An 18,062-nucleotide genomic window follows, 5' to 3' on the forward strand; every position below is an offset into this window, starting at 1 on the left:
TTAGGAGCTATCATTTAGATTAAAAATATTTGGTTATGCCCCTTTTCGCGTCGGATTGTTTGTATTTTTATTACTTGCCTGGAGTCTGAATCCTGTTCAAGCGGAAAATACCCTTGTGCGCATAGGCGTGTTGGCTAAACGTGGAGAGCAAACCAGCCTCAATAGGTGGCAACCGACCGCCGACTATCTGAGCCAGCATGTGCCTGGATACCAATTTAGCGTGCTGCCGCTGGCTTTCGAACGCATAAGCCAGGTAGTGGCTGCGGGTGAAGTGGATTTTGTATTAACCAACCCGGAATTGTATGTCGAGTTCGAAATGCGTTATGGCGCAGGCCGGCTCGCCACCTTGCGTAATCTTATTAACGGCAGCAGTTCTAGCTTTTATGGCGGGGTGATATTTACCCGCGCCGAGCGGGAGGACATTCGGAATCTAACCGATTTGAAAAACCAACGCTTCGCGGCAGTCGATGCGAATTCTTTGGGTGGTTATCTCATGGCTAGCCGGGAAATGCAAAGCCTAGGTATAGAGCCCAGCGAAGACACCATTCTCAGCTTTACAGGCACCCATGATGCCGTTGTGCTTGCGGTACTGCAAAAGCAAGCCGACGCCGGCACGGTACGTACCGATACTCTGGAACGCATGAGCGCCGAAGGCAGCATCGACCTGACCGAAGTAAAACTGCTGAACCCGCAACATTACCCAAATTTTGATCTTCTGGTCAGTACCCGGCTGTACCCGGAATGGCCATTTGCCAAGCTGCTAAACACCTCCGACTCGCTCAGTCACGCCGTGGTTTCGGCGTTGATGCGCATGCCAGCCGACAGCCCGGCGGCTAAGGCGGCCTTAATCGCTGGCTGGACCGTGCCGGGCAATTATCAACCCGTACATGATTTGCTGCGTGAATTACGCGCCGGCCCTTATGCCGATCTGGGCAAAATTAGTTTAGCCGAGCTATGGCGCCAATACAGCTATTGGCTTTCGCTGCTGCTATTGGTTTTATTATTGCTGAGCACCGCGATTGCCTATGTACTGCGTCTAAATAGACGTTTGCGGCAAACGGAAACAGACTTGACCCATGCCAGGGACAATCTGGCGGAAAAGGTACGCGAGCGCACCAGCGATCTGGAACAAAGTTACCGACAACTGGAACGGCTTAGCCAACATTGGAACGACGCGTTTGATGCCATCAGCGACCCGATTTTCATCCATGACGCTCAAATGCACATCCTGCAAGCAAACCCAGCCTATTGCAAGCAAGCCGGTTGTAACCTGGAGCAGATGCGCGGACGTCCTTATTACGATTTTTTTCCTCGACAGGACGGCCCGTTAGCGGCCTGTCGTGATTTTCCGGAACATTTATATCCGGAAGGCAATGAATTGCAGTTGCCTAATGGGGATATTTTCGTGTCCCGCTCCTTTGGCATCCGTCAAACCGATAAAAGCCTACACTATGCCATACATATCCTCGAGGAGGTGACAGACGTGCGCCGGGCAGAATCGCGTCGACGCATCCTGAGCCGAGCGGTGGAACAAGCAGGAGAAGGCATTTTAATTCTGGAGCCGGATAGGCAAGTCATGTACTGCAATCCTGGCCTTAAGCAGTTACTGGGCTGCGAGCAGGATAGCGAAAATTGCCGGCCTAAGCTCGAAAGCGTCGCAATGCGTTTAGTTGCGCCCTATTTCACTCATCAATTTCTACAATTATTTGATGATGCAGACCGGAATAATAGCGCCAGCGCAGAAATGCTACTGGGTGGCACACTTGGCGCCGGAGAACCCGTTTTTATCACGGTAAGTGTCATCCGCAACCAAGACAGCGCAATCGACGGCTATGTATTGACCGTGCTCGATCTCAGCAAAGTGCGGCAGGCGGAGCAGGCGCTGACCTACCGCATTGGTTTGGAATCCATGCTGGCCGAGGTAGCTTCCCGCCTGAGCAATGCAAACCCTGAGGACATTCAGGCCGAGATTGACAACGCGCTATGTCGCTTAGCGGAATTTGCCGGTGCCGATCGCGCTTACCTACTAGATTACGATACCGCTGACGCGACCCCATATAACGCTTACGAGTGGTGCGCCCAGGGTATTGAATTTTCCTGGAAAGACTCATCGCAACCCGCAAAACTGGACCGTCTGCCATGGCTGCGAGACAAACTCAGCTCCGGTCAGGCGATTTCACTGCAGAGCTTGGCCGAGTTGCCGGAACAAGCCGTAGCGGAACGCACGGCATTTCAAACGCTGGGTATTTGCTCCTTGCTCAACGTATCCATTCATTTCAATGGGGTTTTTGCCGGTTTTATCGGTTTCGACAATATCAAGCATACACGCAACTGGGCAGAGGAAGATGTGCGCTTGTTGCGGACTGCCGGCGAGATCATCATCAACAGTCTCAGACGCATCAAAGTGATGCTCAAACTGCAGCGTAGCGAGGCAAGCTTGGCCGCTGCACAGCACATCGCTCACATGGGCAATTGGGACTGGAATATCGTTACCGACGAATTAATCTGGTCCGATGAAATTTACCGTATTTTTGGTCTGCAGCCGCAACAGTTCGACGCCACCTACCAAGCTTTTCTGGATGTGGTGCATCCGGATGATAGAGCGTATGTCATCAGCGAAGTGAATAAGGCGATCGCCGGAGAAACGGATTACGTTATCGATCATCGTATCGTCCTGCCTGAAGGCAGCGTGCGCGTGGTTCATGAAGTTGGCGAGGTTCATGTCGGCGAGACAGGCCAGGCCTTACGTATGATAGGCAGCGTGCAGGATGTCACCGAATTGCGCCAGGCGGAAAGCGAGTTGAAAAGACTCAACCGGGCGCTACGCACACTGAGTCTGTGTAATACCACCCTGGTACATGCGGTGCAGGAAAAAACGCTGGTGAACGATATTTGCCGCATTCTGACTGAAAGTGGCGGCTATCGCTTTGTTTGGGTTGGCTATGGCCAAAACGATGCACAAAAAACCATTCATCCCGTCGCTCATGCCGGCTATGAACATGGCTTTCTGGATATTTTGGCTGTCAGCTGGTCTGAAGAACCAAGCGGACAAAATCCTGCGGGTTATGCCATTCGCAGCCGGGAAACCTTCATTGCCAGGGATATCTTCCACAATGACCAAGGCTCGGTAGAGTGGCGCACAGCTGCCATGGAACGTGGTTATGTCTCCGTCATTGCCTTACCTTTACTATCGGAAGGTGAGGTTTTCGGCGCAATTGTTATCGATTCGGCTGACGCCGAAGCCTTCGATGAGGCAGAACTGTTGTTGCTGATAGAGATGGCGGGCGATCTCGCCTTCGGCATTCGCACCCTGCGCAACCGGCTTGAACGCGAACGAGCCGAAGCGGCACTGAAGAAGACAGAAGAGCGCTACGAAGATCTGTATGAAAAAGCCCCGAATGCCTATGTTTCAGTGTCTCCAGCAGATGGCAGCCTGTTACAGTTCAATCAAGCTTTGTGCGGTTTACTGGGATACGATCGCCAGACATTGGCTAACAAAAATGTTTTCGATCTGTATGCCGACACCGAGGCCGGCTTGAGCATGGCCAAACAAATTTTTAAGCGTTTCACGCAAGGCGAAAGTGTGCGCGATATCGAACTGCAGATGCGCCACCGCGACGGCCACCCCATCTGGGTGACCATCAGTGTCGATCCGGTGCTTGATGCCTCCGGCAAGGTGATCGAAAGCCGATCCAGCATTATCGATATTTCCACACGCAAGCGAGCCGAGGAAGAAGAACGCCGGGTTACAGAACAATTACAGCGTTCGTTGATTCAAACCATACGCGCCATTGCCATCACCATCGAAAAGCGCGACCCTTATACGGCCGGCCACCAGGAACGCGTTGCGGAGTTGGCGGTACAAATCGGCGCTCGAATGGGCTTGGATCCGTTTCGCCTGGAAGGTTTACGCCTGGGTGCGACCATACACGATATCGGCAAGATAGCCGTGCCATCTGAAATTCTCAATCGTCCCGGTAGGCTCGATCTAATCCTGTTCAACGTCATCAAAGCCCATCCAACGGTGGGCTACGACATTATCTGCGGCATAGAATTCCCCTGGCCACTGGCGAAAATGGTGGTTCAGCACCACGAACGTCTGGATGGTAGCGGTTATCCCTATGGACTTAGGGACGGGGAAATCATGCTCGAATCCCGCATATTGGCAGTAGCGGATGTGGTTGAGGCGATGGCTTCGCACCGTCCTTACCGTGCCGCGCTGGGCTATCAGGCGGCCCTGGATGAAATTGAGCGCGGCAAAGGTACGATTTACGATACCGAGGTTGTGGATTGCTGTCAGGCACTCTTCCTTGAAAATGGCTCTCCGTGGACCTGACGGGCAAAACAAACATGCGATCGGGCAAAGTGCTCGCTACGCGCCCTGACTGGCTTTACTGTCGATTGTCGCCAAATAGTCCCTTGTGCCGGCCACGCTCGGGCGAAGGGCAAAGATTAATTTTTGCCACAGTCGGCACTAGAGAAACCTGTCCATTGGGTAAAAGGTGCTTATCGGAAACCATAGATCATTACGCCGGCATCGAGCATCGCATATTGTTTGGGGATAACACAATTCAGCTGTGGCGTTGAAAATCTCTGCATTGCATCGGCAAGTAAGTAAACCGTCTACCCTTAGGAACCTATTTTCTGGAGAGAATTTTTTCTGCTTTCAATGAACCGTTTGTTAATTTTTTGGGAGGCGGACAGCATAAACATCACTTCCGGCAAGCTATTCGAATCGAATCTTTTTTCGCTGTTATTGTGTGCGGTAACGTACAGACGAGCTGTGAAGTTACAGCTAGACTACGCCCAAATGCACTATAACCGCAAAGGGTTTCCTGATTAGCAAGCTGTTTCAGCTAAAAGATAAAACACTGATTCGTGACCATCTTTCCTGTATGGACTGCCGGAATCCAGGCTTCAGGACGGATCGAAGTTTACCATCTATGTCACTTGATTCGGCAATTGCTCTGTGCATTGCCCTACCTCCTACGTCCAGGCAGCCGACCCACTTCCAGGCAGGTATGACGGCCATTTTTTATTAATTGAATTCACAGCAATTAACCATCACAACAAGAGGTATCTAGTATGAAAACTGATCTAAACACCATAAAGACAAGCCTAAGCGGGTTAGCTTTTGCCGTTACAGCTTTTATCTTGCAAGGCTGTTCTGGAGTTCCACCCCATGAAGAGATAATTCATAGCACCTATTTAATCAAAGAAGCGCAAGAAGACGGTGCCAGACAACTTGCTCCGTTAGAACTGAGAAACGCAAGCTTTTTACCACATCTTGCTCCTGATCTCAGGAGCATCCCGGATTGCTAAACGGGATATGCACTTATGATACGAATTCGCCTTTTGCAATTAGATAGCAATTACGCAAAATCTCTTTTTGGTCCAAACGACACCAAACGACTCCCTGAAGCAAAATCTTAAACAAAAGCCTTTTGGATCAATGCCAAAGTCTGTGCACGAATCTGTTTGGCAACACGCGGATCCAACTGCGCCAGCCAACGCTCTGGAATATTGACCAAGCCATAATGAGCCCCCGCCAACATGCCCGCCAATGCGCCGGTGGTATCGGCATCGCCGCCCTGATTGATGGTGGCGATAACACAGGATTCAAAACTATCCGTGCTATGGAAATAGTGCAATACCGTTTGCACGGTATCCACAATATAACCACTGGCTTTGCCTGAATAAGGTTGAAAGCGGAATTGCTCAAACTGCTCAATCAGCCGATCAGACTCTTCTAGACCAGCGCTAACATTCTCGCCGTTGATTAGTCGTTGGGTCATGTTTCCCAAGGCCAAAGTGGCCGCATCGGATAACGGGTTATGGTGGGTAATGTGACTTTGCTGTATTGTCCAGCTGACCAACTCATCCGGTTTGCCGAGCGTAGCCAACACTACGGGTAAATTGCGCATACAAGCGCCATTGCCGGCATCATCCTCGCGCGGCTCACCTTGTAATAGGCCAAAATCGCAATAGCGTAAGATACCACGACGGCAGGTGTTGCCAATATCCGGCGGCTCGCTTTCCAGCCAAGCGACAAAATTATCCGCCACTGCGGTTAAGTTCCAGCCTGAGTTATCAATAATGGCCTGCCCCAGCGCTAAAGCCATTTGCGTATCATCGGTCACCTGGCCGGCTTCCAATCCCAACCAGCCGCCCCCTATCATTTCTGTATGTGTGCCGTAACGGCTGTGAATTTGTTTAGGCGTCATAAACTCCACGGTCGCGCCCAGAGCATCGCCGCAGGCAAACCCCAAATAAGCACCCAAAGCCCGATCAATGATTTGCGCCTCCACCCTCATTGTTGCCTTTACCGCCGCACCTTGACTTGATAGTCACCGCCGATCACTAAATATTCCGCTTCACCGTGCAAGGCATGATGCTGTAGTAATTCATTAAAAAACAGCAACTTCACCATCGGCACCTCCACTTCCAGAATGTAAGCTCCAAATTCGCTGGCGATACTACGCCGATCAGTAAATGACACCAGATTATTGAAACGCATGATCATTCCTGCATTATCCAGGCTGGTATTTACCGTAGAGTCGTTCAGACTATTCACACCGCGATATAAGGTTTTATGCCTCGCCGCCGGCCATTGAAAATGCTCGATCATCCACTGGCAATATTCATACAGCAAATCCAGCTGCATAAAAATGCAGTTGTTGTGATAGCGGCTATTCATTTTTTCTTCAAGATAAATGATCCAGTCCTTGTTCATAAAACCGGATAAGGATTGTTTATGAAAATTAGGAAACAAACCGAAGCGACTCTCCACCCAGCCCTTCAAAACCGCGCCCTGTGCATTGTTTGAGTCCCGCCCCCAATCCTGAATAAGCTTGAGATAGCTATTACGATAACGCCGTCGCCCCTGTTTATCCACACCCAAACGCTGTTCTGTTTCAAAACCAAATACGACGCACATATAGTCCTGAAACACCCGACTACAATCTTCTCGGCTTGATTGAAATGCCAATTTCTCGAACAAGCCCGCAGCCGACTCGCGGGTGCCAGCAATACGCAAGATTTGGGGGTTTGCATTAAAGCGATGACTGGCTAGACAAGCCGCCGGGATACCAATCAAATTTGTGCTATGGCCATACTCTCTAAGATGTGGCATCCCTCAACAAAAACCTCAATTAGAAATCCGGCACTGTAAGTTATCTGGTCGGATCACATTCGAATAGGCAACACTAATCGTACCAACAGCTGTCAAATCTGCTTCACGCTGATATTCAAAGTCTGTATTCGATAAGCAATCTGCCGCGGTGTCATGTCCAGCAATCTGGCGGCTTTGGCTTGCACCCAGCCGCATTGCTCTAATGCCGCAATGACTTTTTCGCGCTCATCCAGGTCCTCGTCGTGAAAGTCCGTCATCCGAATAGCTACCGCTGACGGTTGCGTACGGTTTAGACTGATTTCATCTTCCAGACCGGTATTGATAATGACATCCCTATCGATGATGCCGTCATAACTCATGATGGCTGCGCGTTCCAGACGATTTTCCAATTCTCGTACGTTACCGGACCAGTTATGTTTCATCAAAATACGCAGCGCGCTTTCTTTTAGTTCCAGCGGCCTACCACCTTGCTGCTTGGAAATACGGTTAAGCAGAAATATCGCCAGCTCAGGCACATCTTCAATGCGGTCACGTAAGGGTGGCATCGTGATAGGCATAACGTTAAGGCGGTAATACAAATCTTCACGAAACAAACCATCCGCTACGTCTTTTTCTAAGTTGCGATTGGTGGCCGCAATAATGCGTACACTGACTTTAAGTGTTCTGCCACCACCGACGCGTTCGAATTCTCCCTCTTGCAATACCCGTAATAATTTGGCCTGAAAGGAGGCTGAAATTTCGCCGACTTCATCCAGAAACAAGGTGCCGTTGTCAGCCAATTCAAAGCGACCTTTACGCTGACCAATCGCGCCGCTAAAAGCACCTTTTTCATGGCCGAATAATTCCGATTCCAATAAGGTGTCGGGTAATGCTGCGCAATTCAGTTTTAGAAACGGACCATTGGCGCAGGCAGAATTAAAATGTATGGCATTGGCAACCACTTCTTTACCGGTACCGGATTCGCCGCGGATCAATACCGTGGTATGCCATTTTGCCACTTGGCGAATAATGTCAAACACTTTCAACATCGGCGCTGAATGACCAATTATATTTTCGAAGCGATAATTTTTAACCAATGTTTGTTTCAAAAAATCACGTTCGTTAAGCAACTCAGACTGTTTGCGCTCCATCACGCGTAGGCTGTTGACGCATTGCGCAATCAAGTTGGCAACCATCTCCAAAAACCGAGCACGCTCGCCCAAAAACGTCGCATCGCAAGGTTGCGCAGCAAGAATACCAACCACTTCGCCTTGCTCAATTGCCAAGGGCGATCCAATGAAAGGCAGCTCTGGTTTATAAACCCCCAGCCGACTCAAAAAGCGCGGCTCATCGGCCACACGTTCTACGACGATGGTTGCACCTTCATCAAGAATGACACCCATCAGGCCTTCGCCGGGCTGGTAACGTACCGATCGATCTACATCATCGCCATAAACTTCGCAAATGCTCAAGCTATCGTCATCAAGATCGCGTAGTGTGATCATGCCAAAATGCAAGCCGGAACGTTTATGCAAAATTTCCAGGATGCCTTTTAATTTCATGCGTAAATCATGGGTGCTATTCAGCAACTGACTCACCAGAAACAGAGTATCCAGTTCCGATTCGACCAGTAATAAGCGCTCACTCATGAATAATTGCCCCGGTAGTTTGCAGCTTGCACGGAAAGTGAAGTATAACCCGACAACCCTTCTGGTAATCCGGATCAATTTCGATCATACCACCATGTTGATTGAGGATTTCTTTGGCCATCACCAAACCCATACCTGCTTGAACGCCACCGATATTTTGCTGGGTGGTGAAAAAGGGCTCGAACACTTTACTGCGTTGATTAGCTGGTATACCGGGACCAGTATCGGCAATAGTCACACGCACCCAGTTCTGTTCAATAGCGGTACTGATATTGATTTCGCGCAAACGGCTACTCACCCGGTTCATGGCGTTCACTGCGTTATCAATCAATTGTTTAAACAACATACGCAATTTGTTTTCAGAAGCCATGATAGATGGCAGTACCGGATTGGGTAGCCAATCTACAATTACCCCGTTTGCCAGAAATTTTTGATGCTGCAGCAACATGACCTCGTGCAGCAGTTGATTGAGGTTGACGGGTGTGACAGCGGTTTCCGGAATTTCCGGCACACAGCGTTGTAGAGTTGCCAGCGTTTCCACCCCCATGGATTGCACCTGACTCAGCAAGTCTCGTAAAGGCTGATTTTGGGTATCGTTCCGATGGGTCATCAGCTGTATCGCCGCCTGAATTTGATTCAAGGGCTGACTGACTTTATGCATGGCTCCCAGCAAAGTTTCCCGAATACCTCGTATATGCTCCTCTTCTGCCATTAAGCTGCGCAAGGTTTGTAGATGCATTTTCTCCTGCTGGCGGCGTTGCAGGGTTATATCGTTGATAGTCAGCAACAGGTAATCAGTTGATTGCTTGGAAAAAAAACTGTCGACACTGGCATCGCCTTCACTAAACCAATTACCTGAACAGGAAAACCATCGAGTACCGCGTTGACCTAAACCTTCAACCCGGACTTCTTTATTACTAAAACCGCGCGGCTGATCTTCATTTTTTTCCCAGATATTGCCCATATCATGCTGCAAAGCATCCAGGAAAAACAAAGCTGGTTCCTGAAATCCCAGTTCGCTGATCAGCATTTTGTACATTTGATTATCCAGTACGATCCGGTGAATACTATCCAATACCACCATTGCGACGGGTGAAGCATTCAGTACAGATTCGATCAGTTGCTTTTGATTCTTAACCTGTTGTTCGGCAAGTTGAGCGTCCGTGATATCGCGGTGCATGCCTATGTAATGACTAATATTGCCCTGCTCATCCAGCATCGGCGCAATGGTCAGATCGGCCAAATAGCGCTGGCCAAATTTTCGCCGATTAACCAATTGGCCTTGCCAGACTTGCTTACGTGAAATGGTATGCCAAAGATCGTAATACACCTGCCTGGGAGTGGATTTATCGGATAGCATAGATTCGTTCTCGCCCAGTACATCTTCAGCCTGATAACCCGTGATGTCGGTAAAGGCCTGATTGACGTACAAAATTTTGGCTTTTTTGTCGGTGATGGAAATAGCAATGGGTGACTGTTCCACCGTGGTGATGAAGGTAGACAAAGGCAGAAACTGATATTGGCTAAGGCTTATTGTTTTTAACAAGTCTAGGGTTTCGCTTGGCAACAAAGTATCAACAAGACCATCAATCGGCTGGTTTTGTAAAAATTTCCGTGTAGTTTTACTCATGGGCGCGCTCTACTAATTTTTATGCTTAATTAAATGCATGCAAATTAAACGCCAGAATTGAATCTAGCGGCTGCATCCACCCCGCTGCAAGGGCGAAGACCTAGTCTGCACTGATTGATTGTCGCATTTACGACAATTTTTAAGTGTGTATTTTGCTTAGTGTACCTTTTAGCACAAAACATTTGCACCATAAGCACTGAGCAAATGCACTAAATCTGCAATTTCAACCCTAAAAAAACTATTGGCATAGAAGATGCTCAATTGTTTACAAACAACTGGGTGAAGGCAATGGGCGAATACTTCCTACTAATTTTAGGTACCGCATTAGTCAATAACGTGGTGTTAGTGAAGTTTTTGGGGTTATGCCCCTTTATGGGCGTTTCCAATAAACTCGATAGCGCCTTGGGCATGGGGCTGGCGACGACATTTGTATTGACATTGGCATCGGCTGCCAGCTGGGTGCTGGAACATCGCTTACTGCAGCCTTTTGATATTGGTTTTTTGCGGGTTTTGGGATTCATTTTGGTGATTGCTGCAGTGGTGCAGTTCACGGAAATGGTGATTCATAAAACCAGCCCGGTTTTGTATCAGGTGTTGGGCATATTCCTGCCTTTGATTACTACTAATTGTGCTGTTTTGGGTGTGGCGCTGCTTAACATCCAAGAAGACTATAACTTCGTACAAAGCCTGATGTTTGGCTTTGGTGCGGCATTGGGTTTTACCTTGGTGATGGTGCTATTTGCCGGTCTCCGTGAACGCCTGGCGTTGATGGCTGTACCGGCTCTTTTTTCCGGCACTCCTATTGCCTTTATCACCGCCGGCATTTTATCGCTGGCCTTTATGGGATTTGCTGGGCTTTACACCAAATAAAATCATGAATTCTTTTAATGGAACATCAGTAATTTCAGGGCAGACACTTCCGTTGACAATTGCGGGAGCCGCAGCCCAAAAAAAGACCGTCGTGCTAGAGACATTTTGTTGATGACTACGCCAATAATCTGAGACATACCATGTATATACTTTCAGCCATCATTATCCTGACCGCATTAGGCCTGTTTCTAGGCTTAAGCTTGGGCATTGCGGCTAAGTATCTCAAGGTGGAGTCCGATCCATTGCTTGAGCAGGTTGAAGCGCTAATGCCGGGTTCGCAATGCGGACAATGTGGATTTCCGGGCTGTAGACCGGCTGCTGAAGCCGTGGTTTCAGGGGCTGCCCCGGTCACTTTATGCCCTCCTGGCGGGACCTCATTAATCGAACAACTTGCCAAATTGCTGGGAATTGAAGTTGATTTAAGCCAAACCACAGATGCTGATCCCATGGTGGCTAGGGTCAGTGAAGACACTTGTACCGGCTGTACCCGCTGTTTCAAAGTATGCCCCACCGATGCCATAGTCGGTGCTCCAAAACAGATTCATGCGGTTGTCGCTGATGCCTGTATCGGCTGTGAAAAATGTATCAATGTCTGTCCGACCGAATGCCTACAAATGCATCCGATTGAAGTGACTTTGCGCGATTGGCGTTGGCCAAAACCTTTAGTTTCGGCTTAACCGGAGAATGAGCATGCTGGCTTTATTCGAAAACCCCAGATTGCGCGGCGGCATCCATGCCGAGGAGCACAAAAACCAAACCTCCGGTGTTCCGATTGCTTTGGATATGCCACTACCAAAAAAGCTTTTCATCCCGGTCCAGCAACACGTTGGCAAACCTGCCGAACCACTGGTAAAAGTCGGCGATAAAGTGCTTAAAGGCCAATTACTGGCGCACAGTCAGGGTACGATTTCAGCCCCAGTGCATGCGCCCAGCTCCGGCATTATTGCCGATGTTGTGGAATACCCTGCTCCACACCCCTCGGCTTTGCCGATACGCACCATCATTATTCAAACCGATGGCTTGGATCAGTGGGCAGCAGTTGATATTCCGACAGATCCCTTCCAGCTGGCTGCGACAGAAATTTGTGCCCGCGTAGGCGCTGCCGGCGTGGTGGGTTTAGGCGGCGCGGTGTTTCCGTCAGCAGTTAAATTGGATCTGGGTCGTAAAAACAAAATCCATACCTTAATCATTAATGCCGGTGAATGTGAGCCCTATCTAACCTGCGATGATAGGCTCATGCAGGAACGCGCAGGAGAAATCGTTTCAGGCATCAGGCTGATGCTGCTTGGAATGAACGCACCTGAGGCCACTATCGGCATAGAAGACAACAAACCCGAGGCTTATGCAGCCATGCGCACTGCCTGTGCAGCGTTTGCGAATATCAAAGTGGTGCAAGTGCCAACCCGCTACCCGATGGGGTGGGATCGGCAAATGCTGCGTTACCTGACCGGCTGGGAAATTCCGGCCGATGGCAGGGCAACCGACATTGGAGTGGTAATCCATAACGTTGCCACTGCGCATGCTGTCTATCGCGCGGTTTGTCTGGGCCAACCGTTGATCACTCGTGTGGTGACAGTGTCCGGCAGCGCAGTGGATAAACCGCAAAATGTCGAAGTGTTGATTGGCACCTTGATGTCGGAAGTGCTGGCGCATTGTGAGGTGAAAAAGACTAAAGTTGCCCGACTGATTATGGGAGGCCCCATGATGGGCGATGCTCTGCCCATCAGTGAAGTACCGGTAGTAAAAGCCTGCAGCGGCATTTTGGCTTTATCTGAACAAGATATCGAATTACCCGAAGTCAAACCCTGTATTCGTTGCTCGACCTGCGTAACTGCCTGCCCTGTGGGCTTGCTGCCCTTGGAAATGGCTAGCCGCATTCGCGCCAATCAACTGGATGCCGCGGTGGACTTAGGTCTAAAAGACTGCATCAATTGCGGCAGCTGTTCTTATGTTTGCCCCTCAAGTATTCCGTTAGTGCATTACTTTAAATTCGCTGCCGGTGAGCTGTATAAACGCCAGCAGATGGAGCATAAAGCCGAACAAACCAAACGCCTGATCGATGATCGTAACCAACGCATGGAAATTATTCGTCTGGAGCAGGAAGCCGAAGCCCGGCGAGTAATGGAGGCACGCGCCGCCCGTGCCCGCGAACAAGAATTGGCCAAACAAAAAGCTCAACAAGCACTCAGTGACATAGCGACCAAAGTCACTGTAGAGGAAGGAAACTCATGAGCATCAAACCCGTCAGCGGTCCACACCTCATCGCCGTTCGGCGTGTCGACGACATCATGCGCAAGGTGATTATCGCCCTGTTGCCGGCGACTGCCTGGGGCATATTTTTGTTTGGTTGGCCGGCTTTATATTTATCTGTAGTGACCATACTTTCTGCGCTGGTATTTGAAGCCTTTTGCCTTAAATTAAAAGGTGTCGCAGCAACCCCGTATTTATACGATGGTTCGGCCATACTCACCGGTCTGCTCGTGGTGATGACACTGCCACCCTGGGCACCTTGGTGGATAGGTGTAGTAGGTTCTGCGTTTGCCATTATTCTGGGTAAACAGGTCTATGGCGGCTTGGGGCAAAATGTGTTCAATCCTGCCATGTTGGCGCGAGTAGCCTTATTGATTTCCTTTCCTATCGAAATGACCACATGGGTCAAGGTCAAGCCGATTTTCGTCGGCCCAGGCATCATCGATAGTTTGTCGATTACCTTTTCCGGCATGGTGCCCGATGCTGTCATAGGCGCAACTACCTTAGGCGCGGTAAAAACCGGATTCTCTCTGCATCAGACCTTGCCTGAAATTCTGCATGACTACTCCCCTGCTTTGGACTTCATTGGCTGGGGAAGAGGCAGCATGGGCGAAACCTCCAGTTTGTTGATTATAGCCGGCGGCCTATGGTTGCTCAGGCAGGGTGTGATTCAGTGGTATGCGCCACTATCCCTGCTGCTAACCATCACGGTGTTGTCTAGTACATTTCATTTGACAGATGACCTACATTATCTCGGTCCATGGGTACATCTCAATTCCGGTGGCGTCATGCTGGTGGCGTTTTTTATCGCCACCGATTACGTCACCACACCTAATACCCCCTTGGGACAAAGCCTGTTTGGTATCGGTTGCGGGGCATTGATTTATATCATCCGTACTTGGGGTGGTTATCCCGAAGGCTCTGGCTTTGCAATTTTGTTGATGAATGCGGTAACACCGCTAATCGATCATTATATTCGCCCACGCATTTACGGGCGTTACCGCAATGGCAAACCCATTGAAAGTAATCAGCCTTGAGGACAGTCATGAGTTCTGAACCTATTAAAGAACAAGCGACTACCGACTCTTGGAAGGTTAAAGTTGCAACCCGCTTAAAAACCAAGCTGGCAACTTTCCTGGAGCCGGCCAACCTAGAGCGGTTGCGTCCCACCCTGGGTTATCAGACGGCTGTTTTGGCAATCTTTGCCTTGCTGGCCAGCATATTATTGGGATTCGCCGATTTAGCCACCCGCGATGTCATTCAATTAAGGCTGGAAGAAGACTTGAAAGCCAGCTTGGAAGAAGTGGTGCCAGCGGATTTGTACGACAACAATTTACTGGCAGACAGTATCACGCTGGCATCCACTGACAACAATCTTGGTGCAGATCAAACCATCGTATATCTGGCTAAAAAGCAGGGTGTGTTAAATGCTGTATGTTTTAAATTCTTCGCACCGGATGGTTATGCCGGGCCGATTAGTCTGGTGATGGGTATCGATAAAAATGGCGAAATTCTGGGTGTACGGGTGATTACCCACGTTGAAACCCCAGGCCTGGGTGACAAAATTGAAATAAGTAAATCCAAATGGATTTTGAGCTTTAACGGCAAATCGCTGGACAACCTGACCGTCGCGCAATGGTCCGTTAAAAAAGACGGCGGCGTTTTTGATCAATTTGCCGGCGCAACCATTACCCCGCGCAAAGTGGTGCAGGCGATTAAGCGGGGCTTGGATTTTTATAAAGCACATCAGGCTGAGTTGCTTAATGCTGCTGCTTTACATTGATACCGTAGGCAGAAATTAACTCGATTAAACACTAGTGAAATCGAGCGTTTCCGGCAAACCTTCTGGAGAATTGACAATGAAACTCTCAACATTATTTTCTGAACCTTACCGAAAAATCGCTAAAGACGGTTTGTGGGACAACAACGTGGTGCTCACGCAAAATCTGGCACTTTGCCCCCTATTGGCCGTCACCGGCACCGCGACAAATGGACTGGGTATGGGGCTGGCGACCATGGTGGTGATGGTGGCATCCAATGCAGCGGTATCTGTGAATCGGCAATTGATTCCTGCAGAAATCCGCATTCCGATTTTCGTATTGTTAATCGCCGCGTTGGTCACCTTGGTGGATATTTTTCTGAATGCCTGGATGCATGAATTACATAAGGTGTTGGGATTGTTTATTCCATTGATTGTGACTAATTGCGTGATTCTAGGCCGGGCAGAAGCCTTTGCCTCCAAGCAGCCGTTAATGCCGTCGATTTGGGATGGTTTGATGATGAGCGTGGGTTTTACTCTGGCGTTGGTGGTGCTGGGTGCTTTGCGGGAAATTAGCGGCGCAGGTACTTTGTTTGCCAATGCCTCGGTATTGTTGGGCGAAAGTTTTAGGTTTATGGAGTTGACCATCATTCCCGAATATAAGGGTTTTTTACTGATGGCGTTACCCCCAGGCGGCTTCATCATGCTAGGTTTTATGGTGGCGGCCAAACGTTTGCTGGATAAAAAAGCCGTAGAAAAACCAGCCTCAAATTTAGACATTACAGACCTGCAATTGGCAGAGCAAGACAGTTAAGGAGCGCAATCATGAACGTAGGAGTGTGTTATGCAGAAGCCGACAGGCAATTGTGGTTGCGACTGGAGGTGCCCGATGGCAGTACCGTGCAACAGGCTATCGAGCTGTCCGGCGTTTTAAGCCAATATTCTCATATCGATCTAACCACGCAAAAAGTCGGCATTTTCGGCAAGTTGGCTAAATTGGATGCCCCGGTCAAAGAAGGTGACCGGGTGGAAATTTACCGCAAAATCACTGCTGATCCACAGCAAGTACAGCGGCGGCGTATCGATGTGGACTAAACAAATTTTTTAATCAGGAGACTCTCCATGCTACTCGAAGACTTTGATAAACAAGGTTTGACTTTCATCACCAACGTTCTGGGGACAACCAGCGTAAAAGGCGTATCAGCCTATCGCGGCGAGTTTGTATTAATCCAAGGCTCATTTCGCGAAGGCTCGACAACCGATCGCAAACCACCAGAATTATTGCTGCGTCAATCTGCAATTTTGGCCGACAGTGAAAAACTTATTTTCGTTAATGGATTATTCGACGAGTTGCAACACATTCCGGTGTTTCTGGAAAAATATAAACCCGTGCTAACACCCGATACTTTAACCCTGTTTTATGTGGAAAACATCAGTACGCCAATGCTGATCGAGCTGGACGGCATCACGTTAAAACTCTTGCCTTACAAAGAAGGCATGGTGTGGAACGAAACCATGGAAACACTGTATATCGAAAAAGCCGATTTAAAAGGCCAATCCGCTGAAGATAAAGTGGTGACCGTTTATGAAGCCGCCAAAAGCTTTAAGATCAAAGCCGATCCTATCAGTTTTGATGAAGCCTTGACTAAAACCATCGTGGTTAAAAAAGACGCCGCAGTCGGCCCGGTTTAATCAACGCACAGGTAACAATCATGAAGCCGTTCAAAACAGTCTCTGCCAGTGAAGTTAAACAGTTAATCAGCGATATCAAACCGTTAATTCTGGATTGCCGGGATTTAAAGGATTACCGCGCCGGTCACATCGACAACGCCATGCATGTGCATGAGCAATTACGCGATAGTCTGATCAAAAAAGCCGACAAGGCGCAGGATATGTCGATTTATTGCTATTTCGGTCATGCCAGCGAGCATTTGGCGGAGATGTTTTGCGATTTCGGCTTCAAACAAGTCTACAGTCTGGCAGGCGGCTATGCCAGCTGGAAGGAACATATCAACTCAACAGGTGATTTATGAGTCAATTATCCCGAGAACTGGCTTTACGCATCGCGTTGGCTGCCCGCGTCCTGCCCGGTGTCGACGTCCCCAAACTGCTCAGCATCATGCACGATAAAGTCGGCTCGCCGCTGGACGATGAAAAACTAAAAGCCATTACCGTGACTAATTTAAAAACCGGTATTGGTAGCCTGGATGGTGAAGAAGACGGCGAAGATATTGGTATTGGCCTGGAAAACATCAAACTGGCCGTGCGTTATTTGTGGGGCGAGGAAGAGGAAGATGAAGGTCTGCCGGAAATTCAGACTTATAAGGATGGCGATATTCCGGAATCGATTCGGGTGGCGGTGGCTTCAAATAGCGCTGCACTGCTAAACGGTCATTTCGGTTCCTGCATTCGCTTTTTGGTCTATCAATTATCCCGCACGGAATGCCGTTTGATCGATATCCGATCCACAGTGGAAGCCGACAGTGCCGAAGATCGTAATTTGTTTCGCGCCAGCATGATTCAGGATTGCCATGTGTTATTCATACAATCCATCGGTGGCCCGGCCGCAGCCAAGGTCATTCGTGCCGATATATATCCTATCAAGGTGCCGGAAGTGATCGATGCGGTGGAAAAACTCACAGAATTCCAACAAGTCTTCGACGCCGCACCACCCTGGATGGCAAAGGCCCTTGGCCGCAGTCCTGAAGAAAGAAAACGCTTTGCCTTGCATGAGTAAGCAAATTTTCGGAGACTAAGGAATATGCATGAAATATCATATGCAAGAATCCTGTG

General features: G+C 49.1%; 16 protein-coding genes. 12 read left to right on the forward strand and 4 right to left on the reverse strand.

Translation table 11 applies throughout. The features are described 5' to 3' along the window. Positions 1 to 55: 55 nt before the first annotated feature. Positions 56 to 4,336, forward strand: coding sequence for a PhnD/SsuA/transferrin family substrate-binding protein (locus A1359_RS12765; protein WP_066983402.1), 4,281 nt, complete (start codon positions 56 to 58; stop codon positions 4,334 to 4,336). Positions 4,337 to 5,085: 749 nt separating this feature from the next. After that, on the forward strand, positions 5,086 to 5,322 hold the full coding sequence (locus A1359_RS12770) for a DUF4398 domain-containing protein (protein ID WP_066983405.1): 237 nt from the start codon (positions 5,086 to 5,088) through the stop codon (positions 5,320 to 5,322). Positions 5,323 to 5,429: 107 nt separating this feature from the next. Here A1359_RS12770 and draG read toward each other — a convergent pair whose 3' ends face one another. The 4 genes from draG to nifL form a co-directional block, all read right to left on the reverse strand. Further along, complete coding sequence (draG, locus tag A1359_RS12775; protein ID WP_066983409.1) at positions 5,430 to 6,314, reverse strand: ADP-ribosyl-[dinitrogen reductase] hydrolase; 885 nt, start codon at positions 6,312 to 6,314, stop codon at positions 5,430 to 5,432. An 8-nt stretch (positions 6,315 to 6,322) separates the two neighbouring features. Next, complete coding sequence (locus A1359_RS12780) at positions 6,323 to 7,132, reverse strand: NAD(+)--dinitrogen-reductase ADP-D-ribosyltransferase (RefSeq protein WP_066983412.1); 810 nt, start codon at positions 7,130 to 7,132, stop codon at positions 6,323 to 6,325. A 92-nt stretch (positions 7,133 to 7,224) separates the two neighbouring features. Then, positions 7,225 to 8,760, reverse strand: a complete 1,536-nt coding sequence (gene nifA, locus A1359_RS12785; protein WP_066983415.1) for a nif-specific transcriptional activator NifA — start codon at positions 8,758 to 8,760, stop codon at positions 7,225 to 7,227. Next, positions 8,753 to 10,390, reverse strand: a complete 1,638-nt coding sequence (nifL, locus tag A1359_RS12790; protein WP_066983418.1) for a nitrogen fixation negative regulator NifL — start codon at positions 10,388 to 10,390, stop codon at positions 8,753 to 8,755. Before nifL ends, nifA begins: the two co-directional genes overlap by 8 nt. Positions 10,391 to 10,678: 288 nt before the next feature. On the opposite strand from nifL, the gene rsxA reads away from it, so the two are divergent. The 10 genes from rsxA (at position 10,679) to A1359_RS12840 (ending at position 18,006) form a co-directional block, all read left to right on the forward strand. After that, a complete protein-coding gene (gene rsxA / locus A1359_RS12795) occupies positions 10,679 to 11,260 on the forward strand; it encodes an electron transport complex subunit RsxA (protein ID WP_066983421.1) in 582 nt (193 codons plus the stop codon). A gap of 140 nt (positions 11,261 to 11,400) precedes the next feature. Further along, on the forward strand, positions 11,401 to 11,937 hold the full coding sequence (gene rsxB, locus A1359_RS12800) for an electron transport complex subunit RsxB (RefSeq protein WP_066983424.1): 537 nt from the start codon (positions 11,401 to 11,403) through the stop codon (positions 11,935 to 11,937). Positions 11,938 to 11,950: 13 nt separating this feature from the next. After that, positions 11,951 to 13,492, forward strand: coding sequence for an electron transport complex subunit RsxC (gene rsxC / locus A1359_RS12805; protein WP_066983427.1), 1,542 nt, complete (start codon positions 11,951 to 11,953; stop codon positions 13,490 to 13,492). After that, positions 13,489 to 14,547, forward strand: a complete 1,059-nt coding sequence (locus A1359_RS12810; RefSeq protein WP_066983430.1) for an RnfABCDGE type electron transport complex subunit D — start codon at positions 13,489 to 13,491, stop codon at positions 14,545 to 14,547. Before rsxC ends, A1359_RS12810 begins: the two co-directional genes overlap by 4 nt. Before the next feature lie 8 nt (positions 14,548 to 14,555). After that, positions 14,556 to 15,293: an electron transport complex subunit RsxG gene (rsxG, locus tag A1359_RS12815; protein ID WP_066983433.1), complete on the forward strand. Its 738-nt coding sequence runs from the start codon at positions 14,556 to 14,558 to the stop codon at positions 15,291 to 15,293. A gap of 76 nt (positions 15,294 to 15,369) precedes the next feature. Continuing rightward, positions 15,370 to 16,083 (forward strand): electron transport complex subunit E, encoded by a 714-nt coding sequence (locus A1359_RS12820; protein WP_066983436.1) that lies wholly within the window; start codon positions 15,370 to 15,372, stop codon positions 16,081 to 16,083. 11 nt (positions 16,084 to 16,094) lie between these two features. Next, entirely contained in the window at positions 16,095 to 16,364 is a 270-nt protein-coding gene (locus A1359_RS12825) for an RnfH family protein (RefSeq protein WP_066983439.1), read from the forward strand. 27 nt (positions 16,365 to 16,391) lie between these two features. Further along, complete coding sequence (locus tag A1359_RS12830; protein WP_066983442.1) at positions 16,392 to 16,961, forward strand: hypothetical protein; 570 nt, start codon at positions 16,392 to 16,394, stop codon at positions 16,959 to 16,961. Positions 16,962 to 16,981: 20 nt separating this feature from the next. Beyond that, on the forward strand, positions 16,982 to 17,302 hold the full coding sequence (locus tag A1359_RS12835) for a rhodanese-like domain-containing protein (RefSeq protein ID WP_066983445.1): 321 nt from the start codon (positions 16,982 to 16,984) through the stop codon (positions 17,300 to 17,302). Next, positions 17,299 to 18,006, forward strand: a complete 708-nt coding sequence (locus tag A1359_RS12840; protein WP_066983448.1) for a dinitrogenase iron-molybdenum cofactor biosynthesis protein — start codon at positions 17,299 to 17,301, stop codon at positions 18,004 to 18,006. Before A1359_RS12835 ends, A1359_RS12840 begins: the two co-directional genes overlap by 4 nt. Positions 18,007 to 18,062: the final 56 nt, after the last annotated feature.

Origin of the sequence: Methylomonas lenta (assembly GCF_001644015.1) — a bacterium.
GTDB lineage: Bacteria > Pseudomonadota > Gammaproteobacteria > Methylococcales > Methylomonadaceae > Methylomonas > Methylomonas lenta.

What these genes read in the sequence shown, in the direction of transcription:
- A1359_RS12770 (WP_066983405.1), top strand. Translation starts at nt 5,086, where the DNA reads ATGAAAACTGATCTAAACACCATAAAGACAAGCCTAAGCGGGTTAGCT.
- draG (WP_066983409.1), bottom strand. Translation starts at nt 6,314, where the DNA reads ATGAGGGTGGAGGCGCAAATCATTGATCGGGCTTTGGGTGCTTATTTG.
- A1359_RS12780 (WP_066983412.1), bottom strand. Translation starts at nt 7,132, where the DNA reads ATGCCACATCTTAGAGAGTATGGCCATAGCACAAATTTGATTGGTATC.
- nifA (WP_066983415.1), bottom strand. Translation starts at nt 8,760, where the DNA reads ATGAGTGAGCGCTTATTACTGGTCGAATCGGAACTGGATACTCTGTTT.
- nifL (WP_066983418.1), bottom strand. Translation starts at nt 10,390, where the DNA reads ATGAGTAAAACTACACGGAAATTTTTACAAAACCAGCCGATTGATGGT.
- rsxA (WP_066983421.1), top strand. Translation starts at nt 10,679, where the DNA reads ATGGGCGAATACTTCCTACTAATTTTAGGTACCGCATTAGTCAATAAC.
- rsxB (WP_066983424.1), top strand. Translation starts at nt 11,401, where the DNA reads ATGTATATACTTTCAGCCATCATTATCCTGACCGCATTAGGCCTGTTT.
- rsxC (WP_066983427.1), top strand. Translation starts at nt 11,951, where the DNA reads ATGCTGGCTTTATTCGAAAACCCCAGATTGCGCGGCGGCATCCATGCC.
- A1359_RS12810 (WP_066983430.1), top strand. Translation starts at nt 13,489, where the DNA reads ATGAGCATCAAACCCGTCAGCGGTCCACACCTCATCGCCGTTCGGCGT.
- rsxG (WP_066983433.1), top strand. Translation starts at nt 14,556, where the DNA reads ATGAGTTCTGAACCTATTAAAGAACAAGCGACTACCGACTCTTGGAAG.
- A1359_RS12820 (WP_066983436.1), top strand. Translation starts at nt 15,370, where the DNA reads ATGAAACTCTCAACATTATTTTCTGAACCTTACCGAAAAATCGCTAAA.
- A1359_RS12825 (WP_066983439.1), top strand. Translation starts at nt 16,095, where the DNA reads ATGAACGTAGGAGTGTGTTATGCAGAAGCCGACAGGCAATTGTGGTTG.
- A1359_RS12830 (WP_066983442.1), top strand. Translation starts at nt 16,392, where the DNA reads ATGCTACTCGAAGACTTTGATAAACAAGGTTTGACTTTCATCACCAAC.
- A1359_RS12835 (WP_066983445.1), top strand. Translation starts at nt 16,982, where the DNA reads ATGAAGCCGTTCAAAACAGTCTCTGCCAGTGAAGTTAAACAGTTAATC.
- A1359_RS12840 (WP_066983448.1), top strand. Translation starts at nt 17,299, where the DNA reads ATGAGTCAATTATCCCGAGAACTGGCTTTACGCATCGCGTTGGCTGCC.